General features: G+C 70.8%; 25 protein-coding genes. 21 read left to right on the forward strand and 4 right to left on the reverse strand.

Going from position 1 to position 21,733, the window contains the following annotated elements; genetic code table 11:
- Positions 1–49: 49 nt before the first annotated feature.
- The 16 genes from FVE25_RS07100 to FVE25_RS07165 all read left to right on the forward strand — a co-directional run bounded on the left by FVE25_RS07100 (position 50) and on the right by FVE25_RS07165 (position 11,651).
- Positions 50–274 carry a hypothetical protein gene (locus tag FVE25_RS07100; protein WP_157245642.1) on the forward strand — a complete coding sequence of 75 codons (225 nt, stop codon included), beginning with the start codon at positions 50–52 and terminating at the stop codon, positions 272–274.
- A 64-nt stretch (positions 275–338) separates the two neighbouring features.
- Positions 339–542 carry a hypothetical protein gene (locus FVE25_RS07105; protein ID WP_157245643.1) on the forward strand — a complete coding sequence of 68 codons (204 nt, stop codon included), beginning with the start codon at positions 339–341 and terminating at the stop codon, positions 540–542.
- A 211-nt stretch (positions 543–753) separates the two neighbouring features.
- Positions 754–975, forward strand: a complete 222-nt coding sequence (locus FVE25_RS07110) for a DUF397 domain-containing protein (protein ID WP_157245644.1) — start codon at positions 754–756, stop codon at positions 973–975.
- Positions 976–1,053: 78 nt separating this feature from the next.
- Positions 1,054–1,446: a hypothetical protein gene (locus FVE25_RS07115; protein WP_157245645.1), complete on the forward strand. Its 393-nt coding sequence runs from the start codon at positions 1,054–1,056 to the stop codon at positions 1,444–1,446.
- Positions 1,447–1,542: 96 nt separating this feature from the next.
- Positions 1,543–2,100, forward strand: a complete 558-nt coding sequence (locus tag FVE25_RS07120; protein WP_157245646.1) for a tyrosine-type recombinase/integrase — start codon at positions 1,543–1,545, stop codon at positions 2,098–2,100.
- Positions 2,101–2,167: 67 nt separating this feature from the next.
- Entirely contained in the window at positions 2,168–3,667 is a 1,500-nt protein-coding gene (locus FVE25_RS07125; protein WP_219825366.1) for a site-specific integrase, read from the forward strand.
- Positions 3,667–4,119, forward strand: a complete 453-nt coding sequence (locus FVE25_RS54295; RefSeq protein WP_219825367.1) for a hypothetical protein — start codon at positions 3,667–3,669, stop codon at positions 4,117–4,119. Before FVE25_RS07125 ends, FVE25_RS54295 begins: the two co-directional genes overlap by 1 nt.
- Positions 4,120–4,220: 101 nt before the next feature.
- Positions 4,221–5,186 carry a hypothetical protein gene (locus FVE25_RS54300; RefSeq protein ID WP_219825368.1) on the forward strand — a complete coding sequence of 322 codons (966 nt, stop codon included), beginning with the start codon at positions 4,221–4,223 and terminating at the stop codon, positions 5,184–5,186.
- 2 nt (positions 5,187–5,188) lie between these two features.
- Complete coding sequence (locus tag FVE25_RS54305; protein ID WP_219825369.1) at positions 5,189–5,389, forward strand: hypothetical protein; 201 nt, start codon at positions 5,189–5,191, stop codon at positions 5,387–5,389.
- A 990-nt stretch (positions 5,390–6,379) separates the two neighbouring features.
- Entirely contained in the window at positions 6,380–7,588 is a 1,209-nt protein-coding gene (locus FVE25_RS54310) for a site-specific integrase (RefSeq protein WP_219825370.1), read from the forward strand.
- Entirely contained in the window at positions 7,585–8,049 is a 465-nt protein-coding gene (locus tag FVE25_RS07140) for a hypothetical protein (RefSeq protein WP_157245647.1), read from the forward strand. Before FVE25_RS54310 ends, FVE25_RS07140 begins: the two co-directional genes overlap by 4 nt.
- A 32-nt stretch (positions 8,050–8,081) precedes the next feature.
- Complete coding sequence (locus tag FVE25_RS07145; protein ID WP_157245648.1) at positions 8,082–8,732, forward strand: HAD family hydrolase; 651 nt, start codon at positions 8,082–8,084, stop codon at positions 8,730–8,732.
- A gap of 107 nt (positions 8,733–8,839) precedes the next feature.
- On the forward strand, positions 8,840–9,082 hold the full coding sequence (locus FVE25_RS07150) for a site-specific integrase (protein WP_157245649.1): 243 nt from the start codon (positions 8,840–8,842) through the stop codon (positions 9,080–9,082).
- A gap of 201 nt (positions 9,083–9,283) precedes the next feature.
- Complete coding sequence (locus FVE25_RS07155) at positions 9,284–9,964, forward strand: HAD family hydrolase (protein ID WP_157245650.1); 681 nt, start codon at positions 9,284–9,286, stop codon at positions 9,962–9,964.
- 174 nt (positions 9,965–10,138) lie between these two features.
- Complete coding sequence (locus tag FVE25_RS07160; protein ID WP_157245651.1) at positions 10,139–10,954, forward strand: MFS transporter; 816 nt, start codon at positions 10,139–10,141, stop codon at positions 10,952–10,954.
- A 22-nt stretch (positions 10,955–10,976) separates the two neighbouring features.
- The gene (locus FVE25_RS07165) at positions 10,977–11,651 is read left to right on the forward strand and encodes an endonuclease V (protein ID WP_157245652.1); all 675 of its coding nucleotides are present in this window, start codon (positions 10,977–10,979) and stop codon (positions 11,649–11,651) included.
- Here the strand turns inward: FVE25_RS07165 and FVE25_RS07170 are convergent.
- Together FVE25_RS07170 and FVE25_RS07175 are read right to left on the reverse strand one after the other, a co-directional pair.
- Positions 11,648–12,859, reverse strand: coding sequence for a FecCD family ABC transporter permease (locus FVE25_RS07170; RefSeq protein WP_246266758.1), 1,212 nt, complete (start codon positions 12,857–12,859; stop codon positions 11,648–11,650). The two genes, FVE25_RS07165 and FVE25_RS07170, sit on opposite strands and share 4 nt — an antisense overlap.
- 158 nt (positions 12,860–13,017) lie before the next feature.
- Positions 13,018–14,049: a FecCD family ABC transporter permease gene (locus FVE25_RS07175; protein WP_246266760.1), complete on the reverse strand. Its 1,032-nt coding sequence runs from the start codon at positions 14,047–14,049 to the stop codon at positions 13,018–13,020.
- A gap of 56 nt (positions 14,050–14,105) precedes the next feature.
- Here FVE25_RS07175 and FVE25_RS07180 point away from each other — a divergent pair, with 56 nt between their 5' ends.
- The 5 genes from FVE25_RS07180 to FVE25_RS07200 all read left to right on the forward strand — a co-directional run bounded on the left by FVE25_RS07180 (position 14,106) and on the right by FVE25_RS07200 (position 19,725).
- The gene (locus FVE25_RS07180) at positions 14,106–15,104 is read left to right on the forward strand and encodes an iron-siderophore ABC transporter substrate-binding protein (RefSeq protein WP_157245654.1); all 999 of its coding nucleotides are present in this window, start codon (positions 14,106–14,108) and stop codon (positions 15,102–15,104) included.
- A 34-nt stretch (positions 15,105–15,138) separates the two neighbouring features.
- Entirely contained in the window at positions 15,139–15,990 is an 852-nt protein-coding gene (locus FVE25_RS07185; protein ID WP_157245655.1) for a polysaccharide deacetylase family protein, read from the forward strand.
- Between the two features lie 75 nt (positions 15,991–16,065).
- The gene (locus FVE25_RS07190; protein WP_246266762.1) at positions 16,066–17,124 is read left to right on the forward strand and encodes a Gfo/Idh/MocA family protein; all 1,059 of its coding nucleotides are present in this window, start codon (positions 16,066–16,068) and stop codon (positions 17,122–17,124) included.
- Complete coding sequence (gene dgoD / locus FVE25_RS07195) at positions 17,121–18,263, forward strand: galactonate dehydratase (protein WP_157245656.1); 1,143 nt, start codon at positions 17,121–17,123, stop codon at positions 18,261–18,263. Before FVE25_RS07190 ends, dgoD begins: the two co-directional genes overlap by 4 nt.
- A gap of 46 nt (positions 18,264–18,309) precedes the next feature.
- Positions 18,310–19,725, forward strand: coding sequence for an NAD(P)/FAD-dependent oxidoreductase (locus FVE25_RS07200; protein ID WP_157245657.1), 1,416 nt, complete (start codon positions 18,310–18,312; stop codon positions 19,723–19,725).
- Positions 19,726–19,744: 19 nt separating this feature from the next.
- On the opposite strand, the gene FVE25_RS07205 is transcribed toward FVE25_RS07200, so the two are convergent.
- Together FVE25_RS07205 and FVE25_RS07210 are read right to left on the reverse strand one after the other, a co-directional pair.
- Positions 19,745–20,956, reverse strand: coding sequence for a DNA polymerase domain-containing protein (locus FVE25_RS07205; protein ID WP_181019492.1), 1,212 nt, complete (start codon positions 20,954–20,956; stop codon positions 19,745–19,747).
- A 32-nt stretch (positions 20,957–20,988) separates the two neighbouring features.
- The gene (locus FVE25_RS07210; protein ID WP_157245658.1) at positions 20,989–21,729 is read right to left on the reverse strand and encodes a crotonase/enoyl-CoA hydratase family protein; all 741 of its coding nucleotides are present in this window, start codon (positions 21,727–21,729) and stop codon (positions 20,989–20,991) included.
- Positions 21,730–21,733 lie beyond the last annotated feature (4 nt).

Below are 21,733 nucleotides of genomic sequence, written 5' to 3' on the forward strand. Positions count from 1 at the left end.
ATTGCCACACTCGTTGAGCCTGGCTCGTAGCCGCTCCTACCGTCGATGCATGGCCCTCGAACACAGAACACGCCGCCGGTACGCGAAGCCGCTCGCCTGCAACGACGGGCCTTCCAAACCGCGTCAGGCCGTGGCCGTCATCGACGGCTTCACGGTGACGCGGGAGGAGCGGGGGCTGCGGGCGGTTCATGACCGCAGCGGTTACGACGAGTTCGTACTGGGCGATGACCTGCCGGAGCTGAGGCGGCGTGCCACCGAGCTGGGGCGCTCATGAAGCGCATCTACGCTCGGCGGGTGCACTTTAGCGGCCTGTGCCAGTTGTGCAGGAGCTGAGCCGGATGACACTCGCAGAACTGCAAGCCAGGTACGGGGGCGTGTGGGAGTTCTTCCCCAACTTGGCTAACGGCGTAGCCGCCGCCCGCCGCCACCGGATCTTGTCCGATGAGGAGTACCGGCGTGGTGTGCTCCTGGTGCTGCTGGCCGGTGATCTGGCCGAACTTGAACCCCGGCTGGAGCAACAAACCCAACTCACCGGGCGCTGAGCGCCCGCAGACGCACGGCTGGCGGCACGCCCCCTAGACGTCGGGCGTGGGCACGGCCTTAGCCCGTTCCGGGACGTTGGGGCACTCGGAGACACGGGCTCGCGATCGGAACACATCCCGTGTCAGGGCTGGTCGTGCGGTGGTCCCCGTCTGTGACGTCACGGCGGGGGCCACCACAACCCTTCAACCACTGTCAGGAGGTCTGTTCAGCATGTCCGTGGACTTGTACGCCAGAGAGCTGAGGCCGTTGGAGTTCCGCCGCGTGTGCGGCGGCAGCAACAACGAGGACGGGGAAGGCGAGTCCTGCGTGGAGATCGCCCCGCTTGCGGGCGTGGACGACGCGTTCGCCCTGCGTGACTCGAAGTACCCCGGTGCCGGGACGCTCCGCTTCACCGGTGCCGAGCTTCGCGCTTTCCAGGCAGCCACCATCTAGCACCACCAGCCGTCAACGGCTCCCCGTCTTTGAGGAAGGGGCGGGGAGCCGTCCGACCCGACCGTACGGGGGACTCCGTTGGAGAAGCTGCACTGGCACGGCTACACCTGGAACGGCAACGGGCAGGACTTGGCCCGTGAAGGTGAACGGCGACCGACGTCGCCGGACTTCTTTAGTTCTGTCTTGCCGCCGATGCGGACCGGCGAATGGCTGGCCAAACCCACATCACGCATCGCCGAGACGTTCGACGACGTGGACAAGGCCATTGAGTGGATGCGGGCGGCGTACGCGCCCGCCTCGGCGCACGACTCGATACCCGTGTCTCATCGTCGAAGCGACGCGTACGACCTGTTGCCGCGAGGGGTGGATGTCGAGTGGTCCACGTGGCTGCCAGGAGGGCGGTTCGCCAAGGTCAGCATGATCTGTTGCCCCAACCGGCACGTGCCTCATCCGTGCCCCTTGAGGCGGTGACGGCCGGTAGCGGCCGGCAAACTGCCCGCTGATCATCAGCCCTGGTCACAGCCATGGAAGGAGACCCCCGATGCTCCGGAAGCACCTGTATGTTCGGTGTCGGTCACACGCGGAGTCGTCTCCGTCCTGCGGCGACTCTTCGAGCCCGCCGTATTAAAGCGCCTGATCGCCGAGACCCCGTTCCAGGACATCGCCACCCCCAAGCCCCCGCCCCGCAAGGAACTCAACGTCCCCACCTGGACCCAAGTGAAGGCCATCGCCGACGCGATGCCCGAACGGTGGCGGGCGATCGTGTGGCTGATGGCCGGAGCCGGGCTCCGCATCGACGAATCCCTTGCCTTCCACAAGACCTGCATCCGCCCCGACCGGCTACGCATCCACCAGCAGTACGACCGCCGCGACGGCCTGACCCCGCTCAAGCACCGCGAGGAAGGCGAGAGCCGGTACATGCCCCTCCCGGCCTACCTGCGCGACATCCTGACCGACCACATGGCCACCCACGGCACCCACTCAGACGGCTACCTGTTCGCCGGAGAGAAGTCCACGTTCGTCGTGGACGACACCTTCCGTAACCGCTTCACCGACGCCGTTAAGAAGGCAGGTATCAAGACCCGCTTCACGCCCCACGACCTAAGGCACATTGTCTTCGCTTAGTTCTCGTGTTGCGATTGGTGCCTGAAGCGGGGCCCTACCTGGTTGTTTGAGTGTTGCGCTGACCTGTGTGGTATTTCTACTGTCGGTGCCCGTGATCATGAGCTTCTTCTCGTCCCGGGGCTGGGAGTCCTGGGATGTTGAGCACCGGCCGGTGATCCCGGAGGGGATGCCGGTGCTGGTCGACGATGACTTGCTGTTCGAGGACGGCGCGGCTGCGCCGCGTCCGGCCGCGGTGGTGAATCGCTGGCTACGGGAGCTCCCAGCCAGCGGGGCTCCAGCGCCGAGTTCGTGGGAGAACTACGCGCGGGTTCTGAAGCAGTGGATGGAGTTCCTGGCCGAGCACGGAGTGGCGCTGTTCGACTCGCGAGGGCGGCTGAAAGCTGGGCTGAGCCGGTATGCCGAGCACCGCGCCGCGGGACCGGTCGAAGCCAGGTTCGCGGCGACGACCTGGGGCCAGCACATGAGCATCCTGTCGTTGTTCTACGGGTGGGCGATCAGCGAGGGATACGCGGCGGCCGAGCCGTTCACCTACCGTTCCGCGCGGGCACTGTTCGCCGGGACCGGTCGGGAGGTGAAGGTCAATCTGGCGGTTCGCCGCACGCCGAAGCCGCACGTGACGATCAAGTATCTGGAGCCGGACTTCACCGAGTTGTTGCGCAAGGGGCTGCGGGGGCTGGCCCCAGACGGCTCGCAGGACACCGCCTTCAACGGCCGCGAGCTCGTCCGCAACGCCGCGGTCGGGGACCTGGCGCTGGCTACTGGGCTGCGGCTGCAGGAGTTCACCTACCTGCTGCGATGGGAGATCCCTGCGCTTCCGCCAGAGCCGACGGCGGTGCCGATACCGTTCCCGGTCCCGGCGGGGGTGACCAAGGGCCGCAAGTTCCGCACCACCTGGATCTCCTACGAGGCCCTCGCCGGGGTGCACGTCTATCTGGAACTGGACCGTGCGGCCACCACCGAGGGCTCGGGATGGAGACCGCCGCGAAGGTGGGGCGATCGGTTCCAGGTCACCGAGCCCGACGCGCGGGGCGGGCGGGTCAACGGGGTGCGCCGCTCGTGGGGCTCGCTCAGCCCAGCAGAGCGCCGCCGCCTGGTGGCCCCGGAGGGCGGCTCGTGCCTGGTGGCGGTGAAGAGCGGCGGCGGCCCGTTCACTGCCTGGGCCACCGTCTTCGAGCGGACCTCCGAGCGGCTCCGGACCCGGTTCGAGCCCCGCTTCCCGCATGTCTGGCCCCACCGCCTCCGCCACACGTTTTCGATGCGAACCCTGGAATACCTGGTCACCGGACATTACCGGCAGGCCGCGAAGCTCGTGACAGAGACCGACGCGGACGCCGCGCTGGTGTTCTACCTGTCCAAGGCCGACCCACTGCTGGTCCTGCGCGACCTGTTGGGCCACAGCACCGTCTTGGTGACGGAGAAGTACCTGCGCCGGCTGGACACCACGCGCATCTACCGGCAGGCCTACGAGGCTGCGGGGGCAGCTGCCGGGTTCCTCACCGAGACAGCCGCCGAGCAGGAGGCGGACGAGGAATTCGAGGGCGAATTGGAGAGTGTGGGCGGTACCTGATGCCGACGATGGTCGTTGAAGAGCCGTTGGGCATCGTCTGCGTGTTCAGCGACGGCAGCCGGGCCGAGTTCGGCTTAGACGGCTTGCCCAATCCGTTCCTGGCCCGTGATCTGGCCGTCGGCCTGGTGGAGCTGATTCACCCACACGGCAGCGTCGATGCGGCAGGCTCGGTCCACCACTATGTTCGGTCCCTGCGAACCATGGTCAAGTCCCTGGCGGGACAAGGCTTCGGCGGCGGCGCCGGTGATCTTCGGCGGGGCCAGCTTGCGCAGTTCTGGATGGCCGGACCTGCGCCTTTGGAAGCGATGACCCGCAGCCTAGTGGAGGGTTTCGCCCGTTCCGGCGGCGTTCTGGGCGAGGGGGTGCTGGAGCTGGCTGCCGGCCGGCATTTCAACATCCAACCTTTTCGGCAAGCACTGCCGCCCTACCGGAGGCCGAATGGGAGCGGCTGACCGGGGTCTGCCGAAGGCTGATCGACGAAGCCTATGCCGCCCATCGGCAGGCGCTGGCAGCCGTCGCCGCCGGGCGGCATCCGGCTGAGGGCGGGTGGCGGGTGGAGAACTTCTGCTGGCTGCTGGCCCGAACTGGTCCGGTCGGCACACCGCAGTTCGCCCAGGCCGTCGGCGTGACCGTCAACGTCTTTCACAAGCGCGGTGGCACCGTCGACCTTCATGAGGCGATGCAGGCCGTCTTCCCGCACCTGGACACGCTCATCGCCTACCGGCTGCTGTTCGGCGCCTACTCCGGGATCGTCCCGGACGGCATCGCCGACCTCGGTGTCGAGGACGTCGACTGGGCCGGGGATTCCACGATCCTGCTGTCCTATGTCAAAGGCCGAACCGCGGCCGAGAGCCTGAATCTTCCGCGCCCGGCGGTGCGGCTGCTGGAACAGTGGCTGGCCCACTCGGCACTGCTGCGCAGCCTCGTGCCGGCGCCGGAACGCAGCAAACTCTGGTTGGGGCTGAGCCAGGTCGGCAACGCACGCCTGGTCCGTGAGATCGATCGCGTCGCCGTCCAGCGCTGGGTCCGCCGCTTCAACGTCTTGGACGAGGACGGCCAGCCCATGAAGATCCACCGAGCGCGGATCCGCACCACCCACCAGTCGATGCGCGACAAGAGCACCTGGACCGGCAGCGCCCGGGCCACAATCGACCCGAACCACACTCCGGCCGTCGAAGGTGATCACTACCTGACTGCCACGACCCCCGCCCAACGGCACAACATCGAAACGATCGTTGAGGACGCTCAGTACGACATCCTGCGCCGCGCTCACCCACCCACGGTGATCACCGAGGCGGACGCGGCCGTGCTGGCCGAGAACTATCCGCAGCTGATGGCGGACCTGGGCCTGGATGACGCGGCGATCATCGAACTGGTCGGCGGGGCGAGGGATGTGTTCACCGCGGCCTGCGGCGACCAACTGTCGGGACTGCACGGCCCGTCGGCAAGCCGTGTCCGGCCCGCCCTTGGGTCTGCCTCCTCTGCCCGCTGGCGATCTTCGCTCCACGCCATGCGGTGAACGTGCTTCGGCTCAAAGCGTTCTTCTCCCGGCAGTGGCAGCAGATGCCCGCCGCGCACTTCATGGCCGTCTTCGGCCCTTATGTCGCCCGGGTCGACCAGGTGCTGAACCGATTCGACCCCGCCGTACTCGTCTCGGCGGCCGCCAAGGTCGCCGGCACCGATGAGGAGATCCCCCTACGCCCCGAGGAGCAGACGGCATGACAGCGCCGACCGCCGCCCACCACCTCACCGAGGCCCCGGCTTCGCCGTTCGCCGGCGCCGACGTTTGCCGCCAGGCTGGTCTGGCTCTCCCCGACGACGCTACCCGCCCTGCCTTCGGCCATGATCTGTGGGATTTCACCCACGTCATCGGGTTGCCCGTCCAGATGCCTCCCCACCAGCGGCGCTTCGACTTCACCGCGATCACTCACCCCGGCTGGCGGCTGGTCGCCAAGGAGCTGGTGCTGGCGAAGCTGGCCCCACACCACCCAGCTGTCGCCCTGCTGCCGCGGGCCTACCGCACGCCGTTGCACCTGCGCAGCTGCGCGGCCCGGCTGGACGAACTCGTCCGGTTCTTCACCTGGCTTCGACAGCGGGGCATCACCAGCCTGGCGCAGCTCGACACGACCGGCTGCGAGGCCTATCTGGCCCACCGGCGCTTCGTTCTCGACAACGCCGGAGCCGTCGTCGGAGAGCAAAGCCCCGGCGTCCGACGCGCGGCCGCGCAGGCCATCATCGATCTGATCGACTATCGCGAGCTGTTCACCGCCGACCGGGTCCCGCCCGACCTGCGGCCCTGGGGTGGCGCCTCCGCCACTGCGGTGGCGGAGATGCCTTCGGGCCGGGAAGGAAACAAGACCGCGCCGGTTCCGAACGAGATCCTGCAGCCGATGCTCGCCGCGGCCCTGCACCTGGTCACGGTGCTCGGCCCGCACGCGGTCGCGCTACACCGGCAAGTACGCGAAATCGGCAAGGTGTCCTCGCTCAAGGCCGCAGGTCTTCGCCATAGCGCACCGACCGCCGTCGAAGACATCAAGGTTGTGCTGGCCGACTATGTCGCCACCGGCACCGCCCTGCCGATGATCGAGGACCATGATCGCGAGCCGAGGCTGGCCGCCGGCTGGGCCTGCGACGACCCGCTGCTGGCGGTGGCCACCCGGGGTCCTGGCCAGACAGGCCGGCTACACCCAGCTCTGGACCCGATGGATGCCGATGCTGCGTGGTCCGCTCCAGGAGGCGGTGGCCTTGGTGGGAGTGGGCAAGCAGTTCGCCGGCGACGCCGCCGAAGTCCCGGCCGCCGACGGCTCGGGCATGCTGCCGTGGACTCTTCCGCTGCACCGGTCCCAGGCCGTCGCCTTGATTGGGTTCGTCCGCACCGCGGCCATCATCGTGCTGGCCGCGGTCTCGGGGATGCGGGCCAGTGAGCTGATGGAACTGCGCGTCGGTTGCCGACGCCCGATCGAGGAGCCGATTCCCGGAATGCGGCGGTTGCGGATCGCCAGCAAGGTCGTCAAAGGCCAGCCGCTGGGCGGCACCGACGACGAATGGGTCGTCATCGAGCCCGCCTATCAGGCCGTCGAACTCGCCGAGCAACTACACGAGGACCCACAGCACGGCGCCCTGCTGTTCGGCCGCTTCAGCTTCTACTTCCGCTACATCTGGTTCCGGAACTGGATCAACTCCCCAGCCGGACAGCGTCTTGGACTGGCCCCGATCCCCGAGTGGCCGGTCACGCTCAGGGCGCTGCGAAGAACTCTCGCGCTGGAGATGGCCTACCGTCCCGGCGGCGTCCTCGCCGCCAAGATCCACCTGAAGCACATCGCCGTCGCCACCACCGAGGGCTACGCCTCCCGTCCCGGAGGCGCCCAGGCCGAACTACTTGCCGAGGTCAACAAGCACGAGGCCGACCGCAACCTGGAATTGATCCTGGCCGAGTTCCGCAACTACCAGCAGGGCATCCTGCCCGCCGGACCAGCTGCCCGGGACCTGACCGCGTTCTTCGCCAGCGTTGACGCCACCTTGGACACCAAGGTCTTGGCCGCACCCAAGACCCACAACAACGACCGCGACATCCTCAACCTGCTCAGCAAACGCGCCAAGGTTCTGCACCTTGGCGCGGCGAACTACTGCTGGTTCACCGACCCTTCCCGGGCGCTCTGCCTCCGCCTGGCTGGCACGCCCACCGCCGAACGGCCTCTGATCGGAATGTGTGACTCGGCCCGCTGCCCGCAGGCCACCCACCACCCCTGCCACCGTCCCGTCTGGGCCGAGCACGCCGATCGGACCGAGACCTTCCTCGGCCAGCTCGGCTCCACCCGCAAGACCGAACGATCCCGGCTCCAAGCCGACCACGACCGGGCCCTCCGCGTCATCGCGGAGATCGACGCCGCCAGCATCACCGACACCGAGGAGTCCGCATGAGGATTTCCGCAGCCCAGCGGACCGAGAACGAAACCCGCATCCGAGCCGCCATGGACCGCCTCCTGCGCGGCGAACTCCAGCCCGGCGGCAAGTGCGATATCAAGACCCTCGCTCGCGAAGCCGACGTCGACCGCACCGCCTTCTACGGCACCCGCCCCTACGCTCACCTCCGCACCGAGTTCGAGCGCCGCCTCCGGACCCTGCAGCAGCAAACCGGCGAGACCCCCGACCCGCGCGAGGCCCAGATCATCCGGCTCAAGGCAGCGAACGCCAAACTCAAGGAACGACTCGCGCAAGCAGAGCAGGCCAACACAGAGCTCACCGACTTCCGCAGCCAGGCCCTGGCCCGGCTGGCCGCGCAACATGAAGAGATCGTCAGGCTCCGAACCGTCGCCGATGCCTCCGCTCGCGTCGCCCGGCTCCCCAGCCCTCACGCGTCGGCCATCGGACCATGCGGCTGACGCGGGCGACCACTCGTCCCTACGCTGTCCAGATGATCAATCCGATTGAACTCGTCATCTTCGACTGCGACGGCGTGCTCATCGACAGCGAACGCATTGCCGTGCGCGTCCATGTCGCCGTGGGCGCCGAGCTGGGCTGGCCGCTGACCGAAGCCGAGGTGATCGAAAAGTTCATCGGCCGGTCGATCGTCTCCAACGGAGAGCAAATCACCGCCCGAGTAGGCCCGAGCCGGGCCACGCTCTGGCTGGAGAGATTCGAGCAACTCCACCGCGCGGCCGTCGATGCCGAACTCACCCCGGTCGATGGCATCCTCGAAGTGCTCGACACCCTCACGCTTCCCAACTGCGTCGCCTCTGGCGGCAGTCACGACACGATGCGCCACACCCTGGGCCACACCGGGATCTACCGATACTTCGAAGGCCGCATCTTCAGCGCCAGTGAGGTCGCCCACGGCAAACCGGCCCCCGACCTGTTCCTGCACGCCGCCAAGCAGATGGGCGTCCACCCGTCGGCCTGCATCGTCGTCGAGGACAGCAAATACGGGATCCAGGCAGCCCGCGCAGCCGGCATGCGCGCCCTTGGATACACCGGCGGACTCACACCCGCGCAATGGCTCGAAGGACCGAACACAACGGTCTTCGACGACATGCGCAAACTCCCGGGACTGCTCGCAGGAGCCTGACTGACCATGACCTCGCGCGTTGTGATCCGCATCACATAGGGAACAGTCGAATGCAACACGCCCCGGAATCGGCATGGCGAACGCAGCATTCACAACGATGCTGCTCAATGACTACACAAAACCACCTGCACACGGCCACTGCGGACACAAGCCACTCCTTCGCCTCGCGCGCCCTCGCTGACGGTGTCCGCATCGACGCCGTCGCCCGCCGGCTCGGCCACAAGGACATCAACGAGACCTATAAGACGTACGCCCATCTCCTGCCGGACGAGTACGCCAAGGCCGCCAAGGTCCTGGACGCCGCCTACCGGGAAGCCACCCCAGCCACCCCAGCCGCCCAAGCGGCATGATCGGTGCTGACGTTGTGATGACCCAAAACCGTCCAGGCCCCAGAAAACGGGGGGTTTTGCTCCCCAAACGACCATCCCAATATCGTCCACCATCGAGGCCGGGCATCCCATCGGGGTGACCGGCCTTTGATCTTGCGGTTCGCGTGCCGGCCGATCAAGGATGGGGCTTGACGGTGACCGCCCCGCCCCGTGGAGTGCGCGATGAACCTGATCTTCGACGCCGACGACACGTTGTGGGAGAACAACGTGCTGTTCGAGAGCATCATCGAGGCATTCATCGACGCGATGGCCCGGAACGGCCGCGGCCGCTCCGGGATCCGCGCGGTCCTGGACGCGATCGAGCGGGCCAACAGCCACGCGCACGGGTACGGCAGCGCGGTCTTCGAGCGCAGCCTGGCCGAGTGCATGGAACGGCTGCGCGAGCCGTACCCCCTGACCGGCGAGGAGCGCGCCTGGATCACCGGCCTGTGCCGGGCGCTGCGCGAGGAGCCCGTCGAGCTGCTGCCGGGCGTCCCCGAGACGCTGCGGTCACTGGCCCTCCGGCACCGGCTCTACCTGTGCACCAAGGGCGAGCCGGCCGAGCAGCAGCGGAAGATCGGCTCCTCGGGGCTGGCCGGATTCTTCGAAGAGATCGTCATCGTCCGGGAGAAGGGCGCGGACACCTACCGTGACCTGGTCAAGACGTTCAGCCTGGACGCCGGGTCCACCTGGATGATCGGCAACTCGCCGCGCTCCGACGTCCTGCCCGCGCTGGAGGCCGGGCTCGGCGCGGTGCTCGTCCCCCACCCCATGACGTGGTCGCTGGAGCACGCCCCGCTCCCCAACCTCGGCGGCCGGTGCCTGCGGCTCAGCCCGATCACCGCCCTGCTCGACCACTTCTGACCGCCAACCCCGTCAACCCGACCTACGCCACCTACGCCACCTACGCCACCTACGCCACCTACGCCACCTACGCGACAGGAGCATGGATGACCACTCGGCCAGGTGCGACCGGCGCGCTCGCGGGCGGCCTGGCGGTCATCACCGTGTCCGGGGCGCTGGGCACGGCCGCCGGGGATGCTGCTGGCCTCCCGGCTCGCCGAAGGGGCCGGCTGTCTGCTCGTCATCGTCTCCTGCCCCGCCCTGATCACCCGGCTCGCCGGGGAACGCGACCGGCCGGCCGCGCTGTCCATCTGGGGAACGTTCGTCCCCGTGGGGATCGGGCTGAGCACGCTGACCGGCGGCCCGCTCGCCGCCCTGGCCGGCTGGCGCGGCTGGGCCGGCGCCGTCGCCGCGGTCACGCTGGCCCTGACCGTCCTGGTGTGGCTGATCATCCCCGCCCGGGCCGAGGCCGCCACGCGCCTGGCCCTGCCGCGCCCTCGGGCTCTGGTACGGCCGGCGCTCCTGGCCACGGCCTTCTGCGTGATCTCGCTGCTGACCCTGTCCGTGATCGTGCTCCTGCCCACCTGCCTCGGCGCCGCGCACCAGGTGGCGCCGGTGGACAGTGGGCTGCTGACCTCGGTGATCTCCCTGCTCAGCGTGGCCGGCGGGGTGGCGGTCGGCATGGCCCTGCACCGCGGGGTCCGGCTGCGGCCGTTGGCGGTCCTCGGACTGATCACCGTCCCCGCCGCCTGGGTGGCCTTCGCCGACGGGGGCGGGTTATGGACGGCGCTCGCCGGCAGCGGGCTCATCTCGCTGGGCAACGGGCTGCTGGTGGCGGTGGTCTTCGCCGGCCTGCCCGCCACGCTGGAGCGGCTGGAGCACGCCGACGTGGGCAACGGGATCGTGGCCCAGCTCGGCAGCCTGGGGTCGTTACCGGATCTCCGGCTCTGCCGGGGCGCTCGGTCGTCTCCTGGCCGCGTTCGCCGGGACCTCCGGTCTTCTCAGAGATGACGAAGGCCGGTGCGGTGGCAGAATGGCCGCGGTGATCTCCCTCGTCCATGAGCCCCGCTGGCCCGCGACCGTCGCCGCGGCCGAGGCCGAGCAGGACCGCCTTCGCCCCCTGGCCGACCTCGACGACCCCGGGCCGGCGTCGGCCGGGCTGGTCGCCGGGCTGGATGTCGGGTACCGCGACGACGAGGAGGTCGTGGGCGCCGTCGTGGTGCTGGACGCCGCCACTCTGGAGGTCGTGGATCAGGCCACGGTCCGGCAGCGTGCCCGGTTCCCGTATGTGCCCGGGTTGTTCGCCTTTCGCGAGCTTCCGCCGCTGCTGGCCGCCCTGGACAAGCTGACCGTCCTGCCTGAGCTGCTGATGTGTGACGGGTACGGCGTGGCCCATCCGAGACGGTTCGGCCTGGCCTGCCACCTGGGGGTGCTGACCGGGCTGCCGACTGTCGGCGTGGCCAAGACGGCGTTCGTGGGCACGCACGAGGACCCGCCGCCGGAACGGGGTTCCTGGTCGGAGATCCTGCTGGACGGCGACGTGGCAGGCCGGGCCCTGCGTACCCGCGGCGGCGTGAAGCCGGTCTTCGTCTCGCAGGGGCACCGGGCCGGGCTGGAGAACGCCTGCGCGCACGTCCTGCGCCTGTCGCCCGCCTACCGGGTGCCCGAGCCGATCCGGCAGGCGGACCGGCTGTCCCGGCTGCCCTAAACCTTGGCCCTGGACAGGTGCCAGAGCAGGAACGGGGCGCCGAGCACGCCGGTGACCACGCCCACGGGCAGCACCGAGTCGGTGAGCAGGCGCTGGCTGACGAGGTCGCTGACCACGACCAGGGTCGCGCCGGTGAACGCCGAGGCGGTCAGCGGCGGCATCGGGGCTCCCGTCAGGCGGCGGGCCACCTGCGGGGCGGCCAGGGCGACGAACAGCACCGGGCCCGCGGCGGCCGTCGCGAACGCGGCCAGCGCGCAGCCGCACAGCAGCAGCGCCATCCGGGCACGCTGCACCGGCACCCCCAGGCTGCGGGCCACCTCGTCGCCCAGCTGGAGGGTGCGCTGGTGGCGGGTGAGGAGCAGGGCCGCGGGTACCAGCACGACCAGGGCCAGGGCCAGGGGGCGGGCGTGGGCCCAGCCGCGGTCGTTGAGGTTGCCGACCAGCCAGCCCAGGGCTCTGGCCGCCTGGTACTGCTCGGCGCGGCTGAGGAGGTAGTAGGTGATGCTCACGCAGATCCAGCTCACGCCGATGCCGACCAGCACGATCCGGTAGCCGGTGGTGCCGCGGTTCCAGGCCAGCGCGTAGATGAGCAGACCGGCGGCCAGTGCGCCGATGAGGCCCAGCGCCTGCGTGCTCAGGCCGGCCAAGAGGTCACCGAGCGCGCCCAGGTCGGAGAGGAACCCGCCGGAGGCGGCCTGGCCCGCGCCGGAGACGGCCTGGGCCGTGCCGGTGCCGGAAGCCGCCTGGCCGGTGCCCAGGACGATCGCGGCCACCACCGCGGTGCCCGCGCCCTGGGTGATGCCCAGCATGTCGGGGCTGGCCAGCGGGTTGCGGGTGATCGCCTGGAAGAGGGCGCCGGCCATGCCGAACGCGGCCCCGGCCAGCGCCGCGACCACCGCCCTGGGCAGGCGCAGTTCGTGGACCAGGAAGAGGGTGGCGGGCTCGCCCCGGCCCCACAGCGCGGGCAGCAGTTCACCGGGTGTCAGCGTGATGTCCCCGGCCCCGGCTCCCACCGCCAGGCAGAAGACGGCGAACGCCAGGAGGGCGAGCACCGGCCAGACCAGGAGGACGCGCAGGCGCACGAGCCCCGAAACGGCCGGGCGTGGCAGCCGGAAGGCGAGCAGGCGCCCGGCCGGCCAAACCCCGGCCCGCCGCTCGCCGGAAACCGCCTGTCCACCGGCCGCCCCGCCGGCCCGCCCACCGGACACCCCAGCCCGCCCACCAGACATCCCAGCCCGCCCACCAGACATCCCGGACGCCCCACCGGCCGACTCACCAGACGCCCCACCGGCCAACTCACCGGACGCCCCACCAGCCGGCTCGCCAGGCATCCCACCGGCCTCGCCGGCGGCCTTTCGTGCGCGCTTCACAGCTCGGCCACCCGGCGCCGCCGTACCAACGCGATGAAGAACGGCGCCCCCAGCAATGCCGCGACCAGGCTCACGTCGATCTCCTGAGGCCGGGCGACGACGCGGCCCAGGATGTCGGCCACCAGCAGCAGGCACGGCGCTAGCAGGGCGGCTCCGGGCAGGAGCCAGCGGTGGTCGGGGCCGGTGACCATGCGGACCAGGTGGGGTACGGCCAGGCCGACGAAGACGATGGGGCCGGTGACGGCGACGGCGGCGCCGGTCAGGACGGTGACGGCCACGGCGGCGCGGACGCGGGTGGCGCCGAGGCGGCGGCCCAGGGTGCGGGCGACGTCGTCGCCGAGGGCGAGGCTGTTGAGGGCCGGGGCGGTGCCGAGGGCGAGCACCGCGCCGGCGACCAGGAACGGCAGGACCGTCAGGATGATCTCGGGCGAGTGGCCGCTGAGGGAGCCGGCCGACCAGTAGCGGTAGCGGTCCAGGGCCTCGGGGTTGGTCAGGGCCAGGCCGCTGGTCAGGGAGTCGAGCAGGTAGGTCACGGCGACGCCGGCCAGGGCGAGTTTGACGGGTGCGGCGCCGCCCCGGCTGCCGAGGAAGTAGACGACGACGGCGGCCAGGGCGGCGCCGCCGAAGGCGAACCAGACGGTGGTCAGCAGGCCGGGCGCGGTGGTGCCGGGTCCGAGCGCGGCGCCGGTGAGCAGGGGCAGGGCGGTGGAGGCGGCCACGATGCCGAAGGCGGCGCCGGCGCTGACGCCCAGCAGGCCCGGGTCGGCCAGCGGGTTGCGGGTCAGGCCCTGCATGACGGCTCCGGCGAGGCCGAGCGCGGCGCCCGCGAGGATGGCGACGATCGTGCGGGTGAGGCGGGTGCCGCGGACGATGGCGGCGGTCTCCGGGTCGGCGTTCGCGGGGTCCACGAGGGCGGTGACGACGTGGGTCAGGGGGATGGCCCGGCTGCCCACCGCCAGGGAGAGCAGGACCAGGACGATCAGTCCGGCCGCCGCTCCGGCGATCAGCATGGTTCTCTGGCGTGTCACCGGTATCCGATCGGAGATTGAAGAATAGGCGAGGCTTACCTTACTATCCCGGTCTCATGGATGTTTCCCGACGCCTGACGGTGTCGTTCGCCGCGCTGACCCTGAGCCTTGTGACCGCCTGCGGAGGCGGGGCAGCCCCTGCGGGGAAGGCCGCCGAGACCGCGGCGGCCGGGCCGTACCCTCTGAAGGTCGAGCACCTGTACGGGACCACGGAGATCACGAAGCGGCCTGAGCGGATCGTGACGATCGGGCTCAGCGATCACGAGCCGGTGCTGGCCCTCGGGTTCAAGCCGGTCGGGGTGGTGGATTGGTTCCAGCGCAGCCCGTTCAGCGACTGGCCGTGGGCCAAGGACAAGTGGGGCGGCACCGAGCCGACCGTGCTGGGCCTGCGCGAGGACGGCGTGAAGATGGAGAAGCTGCTCGCGCTCAAGCCCGACCTGATCTTCGCGATGTACTCGGGCATCAAGAAGGAGACCTACGACCAGCTGTCCAAGATCGCCCCGGTGGTGGCGCAGCCGAAGGGCTTCGACCCGTACGCGGCCCCGTGGCAGGAGATGCAGCTGCTGGCCGGGCGCGCCCTCGGCAAGGAGGCCGAGGCCAAGCAACTGGTGAGCGGCATCCAGGACGCGTTCGCCCGGGCGCGTAAGGACAACCCGCAGTGGGCGGGCAAGACGGCGGTGGCCGCCGACAGCTTCAAGGCCGGCACCTACTCGGCCTTCCAGAAGGGCGATCCGAAGTCGGCGTTCCTGGCCGAGCTGGGCTTCACCATCCCCGAGCAGATCACCAAGCAGGCGGGCACGTCGAACGTGGCCGAGTTCGGCTCGGAGGGGCTGAACATGCTGGAGGTGGATCGCCTGGTCTGGCTGACCACGGGCAAGGAGCCGTGGGAGCGGATCAAGAAGGATCCGGTGTACAAGGAGCTGAAGGTGGCGAAGGAGAACCGTCACCTTTTCCTGACATATCAGGATCCGCCGGTGGGGGCGGCGCTGTCGTTCAACACCGCGCTGAGCATCCCGTACGCGATCGAGCAGGTCGTCCCGCTGCTCAAGGGTTGAACCTGACACCGGTGTGAGGTCTTACGGTTCCGGCATGACGAACACACCGTTTGACTACAGCCCCATCACCGAGCGCCCCCGGCTGACCTGGCCCGAGGGCAAGAAGGTGGCCGCCTACATCGGCCTCAACGTAGAGCACTTCCTCCTCGACCGGCCCTCCACCAGCATCTGGCCGGGCACCGCGGAGCTCACCCCCGACGCCCTCAACTACGGCTGGCGCGACTACGGCGTGCGCGTGGGCGTCTGGCGCACGATGGAGAGCCTGGACCGGCACGGCGTGCGCGCCAGCGTGCTGCTCAACTCCGACGTGGTCAAGCACTACCCGCAGATCGTCGCGGCGGGCGTGGAGCGGAACTGGGCGTGGCTGGGGCACGGGCGCACCAACTCCATCCTGAACACCGGGATGGAGCCGGAGGAGGAGCGCGCCTACCTGACCGAGGTGCTGGACACGATCGCCGAGGCCACCGGCAAGCGGCCCCAGGGGTGGATGGGGCCCGCGCTGACCGAGACCTTCAACACGCCGAAGCTGCTGGCCGAGCTGGGGGTGCGGTATCTGCTCGACTGGACCAACGACGACCAGCCGTACCGGCTGAACGTGCCCGGCCTGATCAGCGTGCCGTACACGGTCGAGCTCAACGATCTGGGGCTGCTCGCCAGGGGGACGACCGGGCCCGAGTTCGTGCAGATCGTCAAGGATCAGTACGAGCAGTTGCTGGCCGACTCCCAGGACAGCGGGCGGGTCATGGCGGTGGCCCTGCACCCGTTCGTGACCGGGCAGGCGTTCCGGGCGAAGTACGTGGACCAGGCCCTCGAGTTCCTGGCCGCCCAGCCGGACATCTGGCTGACCACGGCCGACGAGATCGCCGAGCACTACCTGCGCGGGTGACGGGAGGGCCTTGCCGCGGCGCACGCAGCCGGAATACGCTCGCGGCAAGCGCTTTCCACAGTGGGAGGTCCCCCGGTGCCCATCCGCGTCGCCGTCGTGGGCGGCGGCCAGATCGCCGACGCCGTCCACATGCCGGCCTTCCGGAAGCTGCCTGACGACATCGAGGTCGTGGCCGTCGTCGACGCGACCGGCGAGCTGGCCGAGTCCTTCGCCGGCCGCTGGCGGATCCCCTACGCGGGCGCCGACCTGGCCGCCATGCTGGAGGAGGTCCGGCCCGACCTGGTGGACATCGCCAGCCCGCCCGCCCTCCACAGCGCCCAGGCCGTGGCCGCCCTGCGCGCGGGCGCCTGGGTGTGGTGCGAGAAGCCGCCCTGCCTGTCGCTGGCGGAGTACGACGCCGTCTCCGCCGCCGAACACGACGGCGGGCCGTACGCCTCGATCGTCTTCCAGCAGCGCTTCGGCTCGGCCGCGCAGCACCTCAGGCGGCTGATCGCCGAGGGCGCGCTCGGGGCGCCGTACGTGGCGCACTGCCAGACCACGTGGTACCGCGACGCCGCCTACTACGCGGTGCCGTGGCGCGGCAGGTGGGCGAGCGAGGGCGGCGGGCCCGCCATGGGACTCGGCATCCACCAGCTCGACCTGCTGCTCGAACTGCTCGGCGAATGGCGCGAGGTGCGCGCGATGGCCGCGCGCCTGGGCAGGGAGATCGAGACCGACGACGTGACCACCGCGCTGGTGCGCTTCGAGTCGGGCGCGCTGGCCACCGTGGTCAACACCTCGCTGGCCGCCCGCCAGGTGAGCCATCTGCGGCTCGACCTGGCCGGGGGCACGTTCGAGCTCACTCATCTGTACGGCTACGCCAACGAGAACTGGACCTACACCCCGGCCGAGGGCGCCGAGAAGGTCCCGTGGCCGCCGGCGGAGAACGCGGCCAGCACCCACCTGCGCCAGCTCCGCGACCTGATCGCCGACTACCGGGCGGGCCGGCGCCCCCGGGCCAGCGGCGATGACGGCCGCCGCACGCTGGAGCTGATCGCGGCCATGTACCGCGCGGCGCAGACCGGCGAGACCGTGCGACGCGGGCAGATCGGGCCCGGCACGCCCTTCTACGCGAGCCTCGAGATCGCGTTGTGAAGATCAGCGGCTTCGAGCTCTTCCTCGTCGCGCCACGCTGGGTGTTCCTGCGCGTGGACACCGACGAGGGCGTCAGCGGCTGGGGCGAGCCGGTCGTCGAGGGCCGCGCCGAGACCGTCGCCGCCTGCGTGCGCACGCTCATGGAGGGCCTGGCCGGCGCCGATCCCCGCCGGGTCGAGGACCATTGGCAGGTCATGGCCAAGGGCGGTTTCTACCGGGGCGGCCCGGTGCTGTCGAGCGCGCTGTCCGGGATCGACCAGGCGCTCTGGGACATCAAGGGCAAGGCGCTGGGCGTGCCGGTGTACGAGCTGCTCGGCGGCCCGGTCAGGGAGCGGGCCCGGGTCTACACCTGGATCCGCGGCTCCAGCCCGGAGGAACTGGCCGAGGACGCGCGGGCCAAGGCCGAGGCGGGGTTCACCGCGGTGAAGTTCCTGGCCTGCGAGGGGCCGCTGCCCGCGCTGCCGTCGGCGGCCGAGGTGCGCGCGGTGGCGGAGCGGGTCCAGGCCGTACGGCAGGCCGTCGAGCTGGACATCGGCGTGGACCTGCACGGCCGCTTCAGCACGGCGGCCGCGCGCCGGGTGCTGCCGCTGCTGGAGGAGTACCTGCCGCTGTTCGCCGAGGAGCCGCTGCTGCCGGAGTTCTCCCGCGACCTGGGCCTGGTCGTGCGCAGCACGTCGGTGCCGATCGCCACGGGAGAGCGCCTCTACTCGCGCTGGGACTTCCGCGACGTGCTGGCGACGGGCATCGCGCTCGCGCAGCCGGACGTCTCGCACGCGGGCGGCATCTCGGAGGTGCGCAGGATCGCCGCGCTGGCCGAGGCCCACGACGTGGCGCTGGCGCCGCACTGCCCGCTCGGCCCGATCGCGCTGGCCGCCAGCCTCCAGGTGGACTTCGCCACGCCCAACTTCCTCATCCAGGAGCAGTCGCTGGGCATCGGCTACAACACCGGCGCCGACCTGCTGGACTACCTGCTGGACCCGGCCGTCTTCGCCTTCCGCGACGGGTTCGTGGCCGCGCCGTCCGGACCGGGCCTGGGCGTGGAGGTGGACGAGCGGGCGGTACGGCAGGCGGCCAAGCGCGGGCACACCTGGCGCAACCCGATCCTTCGTCATCCCGACGGATCCCTCGCCGAATGGTGACACCGGGATAAACCACCACAAAGGTCATGCGATACCGTGCCGCACCATGAACCGCCTCCCGAAGACCCGGGACTACGCCAACGGCGGCGTGTCGTACTGGTACCGCGAGATCGGCCTGCCCGATCGCCGCGCGCCCCTGCCCGGAGCCCGTGACTACGACGTGGCCATCGTCGGCGGCGGCTACACCGGCCTGTGGACCGCCTACTACCTCAAGAAGGCCCAGCCGGACCTGCGGGTGGCCGTCCTGGAGAAGGAGTTCGCCGGATTCGGCGCCTCCGGCCGCAACGGCGGCTGGCTGTCGGCCGAGTTCGCCGGATCGCGCAAGCGCCACGCCAGGGCCCGCGGCAAACAGGCCATGATCGACCTCCAGCGTGAGATGTTCCGCACGGTCGACGAGGTCATCGCCGTGGCCCGCGCCGAAGACATCGCCGCCGACGTGCACAAGAGCGGCGTCCTGCACGTGGCCACCAACCCCGCCCAGCGCCGCCGCCTGCGCGAAGAGGTCGCCGACCTGCGCAGATGGGGGTACGGCGAGGCCGACTTCCACCTGCTCACCCGTGACGAGCAGCGCGACCGCATCCAGGTGGCCGGGACCATCGAGGCCGCCTACTCCCCCCACTGCGCCCGCATCCAGCCCGCCAAACTCGCCGTCGGCCTGGCCCGCGCCGTGGCCGCGCTCGGCGTGGACGTCTACGAGAACACCACCGTCACCGAGATCCGCCCCCGCCGCGACGGCAAGGCACAGGCCGTCACCGGCCGCGGCATCGTCTCGGCCGAGTACGTCATCCGCGCCACCGAGGGCTTCACCGCCTCCCTCGAGGGCCGGCACCGCCAGTGGCTGCCGATGAACAGCTCGATGATCGTCACCGAGCCGCTGCCCGCCGACGTGTGGAAGCACATCGGCTGGGCGGGCGGCGAACTCCTGGGCGACCACGCGCACGCCTACGTCTACGCCCAGCGCACCGCCGACGGCCGCATCGCCCTCGGCGGGCGCGGCATCCCCTACCGGTACGGCTCACGCACCGACGACCGGGGCGCCACCCAGACCAGGACGGCCGCCCAGCTGTGGCACATGCTGGTCAGGCTCTTCCCCGCCGCGGCCGACGCCAGGGTCTCGCACGCCTGGTCCGGCGTGCTCGGCGTGCCCCGTGACTGGTGCTCGACCGTCCACCTGGACCACGACAGCGGCCTCGGCTGGGCGGGCGGCTACGTGGGCAGCGGGGTCGCGACGACCAACCTGGCCGGCCGTACCCTGCGTGACCTGGTGCTGCGGCGGGACAGCGAGCTGACGGCGCTGCCGTGGGTGGGCAGGCGGGTGCGGCAGTGGGAGCCGGAGCCGCTGCGCTGGCTGGGGGTGCGCACGATCTACACGCTGTTCAGGACGGCCGACCGCCGCGAGAACGAGCGCCTGGCCCGCACCTCCGCCTACGCCCGGCTGGCCGGTCTCATCTCGGGCCGGTAGGCGTGCTCGCCTCCGGCCGTCAGGCGTGTTCGTCACGCCGGCGCGCGACGGCGGCCCAGTCGACGCCCTCCCACGGGTCGTAGTCGGACTCCAGCGGCTCCTGGGCGGGCCGCTCGTCCTCGGGCACGTGCTGGAGGTTGACCCGGATGCGGTACCATACGCTGCTGCGCCCGCGCATGCCGTCCACCAGCACGTCGGCGGGCTGCAGCAGCGCGGCCACGCCGGGGTGGCGCTCCTTCCAGCGCTCCAGCCCGGCCAGCGCCTCCTCCTTGTGCTCGGCGCGGGCGATCTCCACGAGCGGCATCGTCTTCTGCCCTCTGGGCTGCTTGGGCGCGGGCCCGAGCCGCTCGGCCAGCTCCAGCAGGCCGTCGAGGGCGCCCGCGTGCAGGTCGAGGTCCTCCCACGGGTCGCCGAGCTCGGCGTAGCGCTTGGGGACGGTGTCGATGGTGTACGCCTCCGGGCGGCAGCCGGGCACCTCGTCCCAGGTCAGCGGCGTGGAGACGCGGGCGTCGCGGACGGCGCGCACGGAGTAGGCGGAGGCGACCGTGCGGTCGTAGGCGTTCTGGTTGAAGTCGACGAAGACGCCCTCGCGCTCCTCCTTCCACCAGCGGGCCGTGGCCAGGTCGGGGGCGCGCCGCTCGACCTCGCGGGCGACGGCCTCGGCCGCCTTGCGCACCAGGGCGAAGGGCCAGCGCGGCTCGATGCGGGCGTAGACGTGGAAGCCGCGCGAGCCCGAGGTCTTGGGCCAGGCGGTCAGCCCGTGCTCCTCCAGCACCTCGCGGGCCACCTGCGCGGTGGCCAGCACGTCGCGGAAGGGCACGCCCGGGATGGGGTCGAGGTCGATGCGCAGCTCGTCGGGGTTGGCCAGGTCGCCGGAGCGCACCGGGTGCGGGTTGAGGTCGACGCAGCCGAGGTTGACCACCCACAGGAGCTGGGCCAGGTCGCTGACGACGACCTCGGCGGCGCTCAGGCCGGAGCGGTACTTGAGCTCGGCCACCTCGATCCAGTCGGGCCGCTTGGCCGGGGCCCGCTTCTGGAAGAACGCCTCCTCCTGGATCCCGTGCACGAACCGCTTGAGGATCATCGGCCGCCCGGAGACGCCGCGCAGCGCGCCGCCGGCCACGGCCTGGTAGTAGCGGATCAGGTCGAGCTTGGTGTGCCCGGTCTCCGGGAAGACCACCTTGCCGGGATTGGTGATGCGAACCTCGCGTCCGGCCACGTCCACGTCCATGAACTCAACATACGTGCTGCCCCTGACAAGGCTCAGAACCGCCCGTGCCGCCCCTCCCCCGCGACGAACCGCTGCGCCCCGGCCAGGGCGTCGCCCAGCGAGGTCATGCCGTGGCGCAGCTCGTTGACCATGGCCGCGCGCTCGTCCAGGCCGTCCTGCTCGAGGGCGGACAGCCGGTCCCCGCGCATGCAGGTCTGCGGGAACCCGGCCAGCTCGGCGGCCAGCCGCTCGGCCGCCCGCCGCGCCTCGCCCGCGGGCACGACCCGGTTGGCCAGCCCCATGCCCAGCGCCTCCTCGGCGCCGACGGGCCGGCCGGTGAGGATGAGGTCCATGGCCCGCGACAGCCCGATCAGCCGCGGCAGCCGTACCGTGCCGCCGTCGATGAGCGGCACGCCCCAGCGGCGGCAGAACACCCCGAACACGGCATCCTGCTCGGCCACCCGCAGGTCACACCAGAGCGCCAGCTCCAGCCCGCCCGCCACCGCGTGCCCCGCCACGGCCGCGATCACCGGCTTGGACAGCCGCATCCTCGTCGGCCCCATGGGACCGTCGCCCTCTTCGCCGACGTGATTGTCCAGCGCCTTGAGATCGGCGCCCGCGCAGAACGTGCCGCCCTCGCCCCACAACACCGCGACGGCCGCGTCCGACTCCTCGAACTCGGTGAACGCCGCCACCAGCGCGTCGGCCGTCTTCCTGTCCACGGCGTTGCGCGCCTCGGGCCGCGCCAGCACGACCGTGGTCACCGGGCCCTCGCGTTCCACGCGGACGGTCATGGCG

Source organism: Nonomuraea typhae (assembly GCF_009760925.1).
Lineage (GTDB): Bacteria > Actinomycetota > Actinomycetes > Streptosporangiales > Streptosporangiaceae > Nonomuraea > Nonomuraea typhae.

Bases quoted from the DNA above. Each gene is read 5' to 3' on its own strand.
- FVE25_RS07100 (WP_157245642.1), top strand. From the start codon at position 50: ATGGCCCTCGAACACAGAACACGCCGCCGGTACGCGAAGCCGCTCGCC.
- FVE25_RS07105 (WP_157245643.1), top strand. From the start codon at position 339: ATGACACTCGCAGAACTGCAAGCCAGGTACGGGGGCGTGTGGGAGTTC.
- FVE25_RS07110 (WP_157245644.1), top strand. From the start codon at position 754: ATGTCCGTGGACTTGTACGCCAGAGAGCTGAGGCCGTTGGAGTTCCGC.
- FVE25_RS54295 (WP_219825367.1), top strand. From the start codon at position 3,667: ATGCCGACGATGGTCGTTGAAGAGCCGTTGGGCATCGTCTGCGTGTTC.
- FVE25_RS54310 (WP_219825370.1), top strand. From the start codon at position 6,380: ATGCTGCGTGGTCCGCTCCAGGAGGCGGTGGCCTTGGTGGGAGTGGGC.
- FVE25_RS07140 (WP_157245647.1), top strand. From the start codon at position 7,585: ATGAGGATTTCCGCAGCCCAGCGGACCGAGAACGAAACCCGCATCCGA.
- FVE25_RS07145 (WP_157245648.1), top strand. From the start codon at position 8,082: ATGATCAATCCGATTGAACTCGTCATCTTCGACTGCGACGGCGTGCTC.
- FVE25_RS07150 (WP_157245649.1), top strand. From the start codon at position 8,840: ATGACTACACAAAACCACCTGCACACGGCCACTGCGGACACAAGCCAC.
- FVE25_RS07155 (WP_157245650.1), top strand. From the start codon at position 9,284: ATGAACCTGATCTTCGACGCCGACGACACGTTGTGGGAGAACAACGTG.
- FVE25_RS07160 (WP_157245651.1), top strand. From the start codon at position 10,139: ATGCTGCTGGCCTCCCGGCTCGCCGAAGGGGCCGGCTGTCTGCTCGTC.
- FVE25_RS07165 (WP_157245652.1), top strand. From the start codon at position 10,977: ATGGCCGCGGTGATCTCCCTCGTCCATGAGCCCCGCTGGCCCGCGACC.
- FVE25_RS07180 (WP_157245654.1), top strand. From the start codon at position 14,106: ATGGATGTTTCCCGACGCCTGACGGTGTCGTTCGCCGCGCTGACCCTG.
- FVE25_RS07185 (WP_157245655.1), top strand. From the start codon at position 15,139: ATGACGAACACACCGTTTGACTACAGCCCCATCACCGAGCGCCCCCGG.
- FVE25_RS07200 (WP_157245657.1), top strand. From the start codon at position 18,310: ATGAACCGCCTCCCGAAGACCCGGGACTACGCCAACGGCGGCGTGTCG.
- FVE25_RS07205 (WP_181019492.1), bottom strand. From the start codon at position 20,956: ATGGACGTGGACGTGGCCGGACGCGAGGTTCGCATCACCAATCCCGGC.
- FVE25_RS07210 (WP_157245658.1), bottom strand. From the start codon at position 21,729: ATGACCGTCCGCGTGGAACGCGAGGGCCCGGTGACCACGGTCGTGCTG.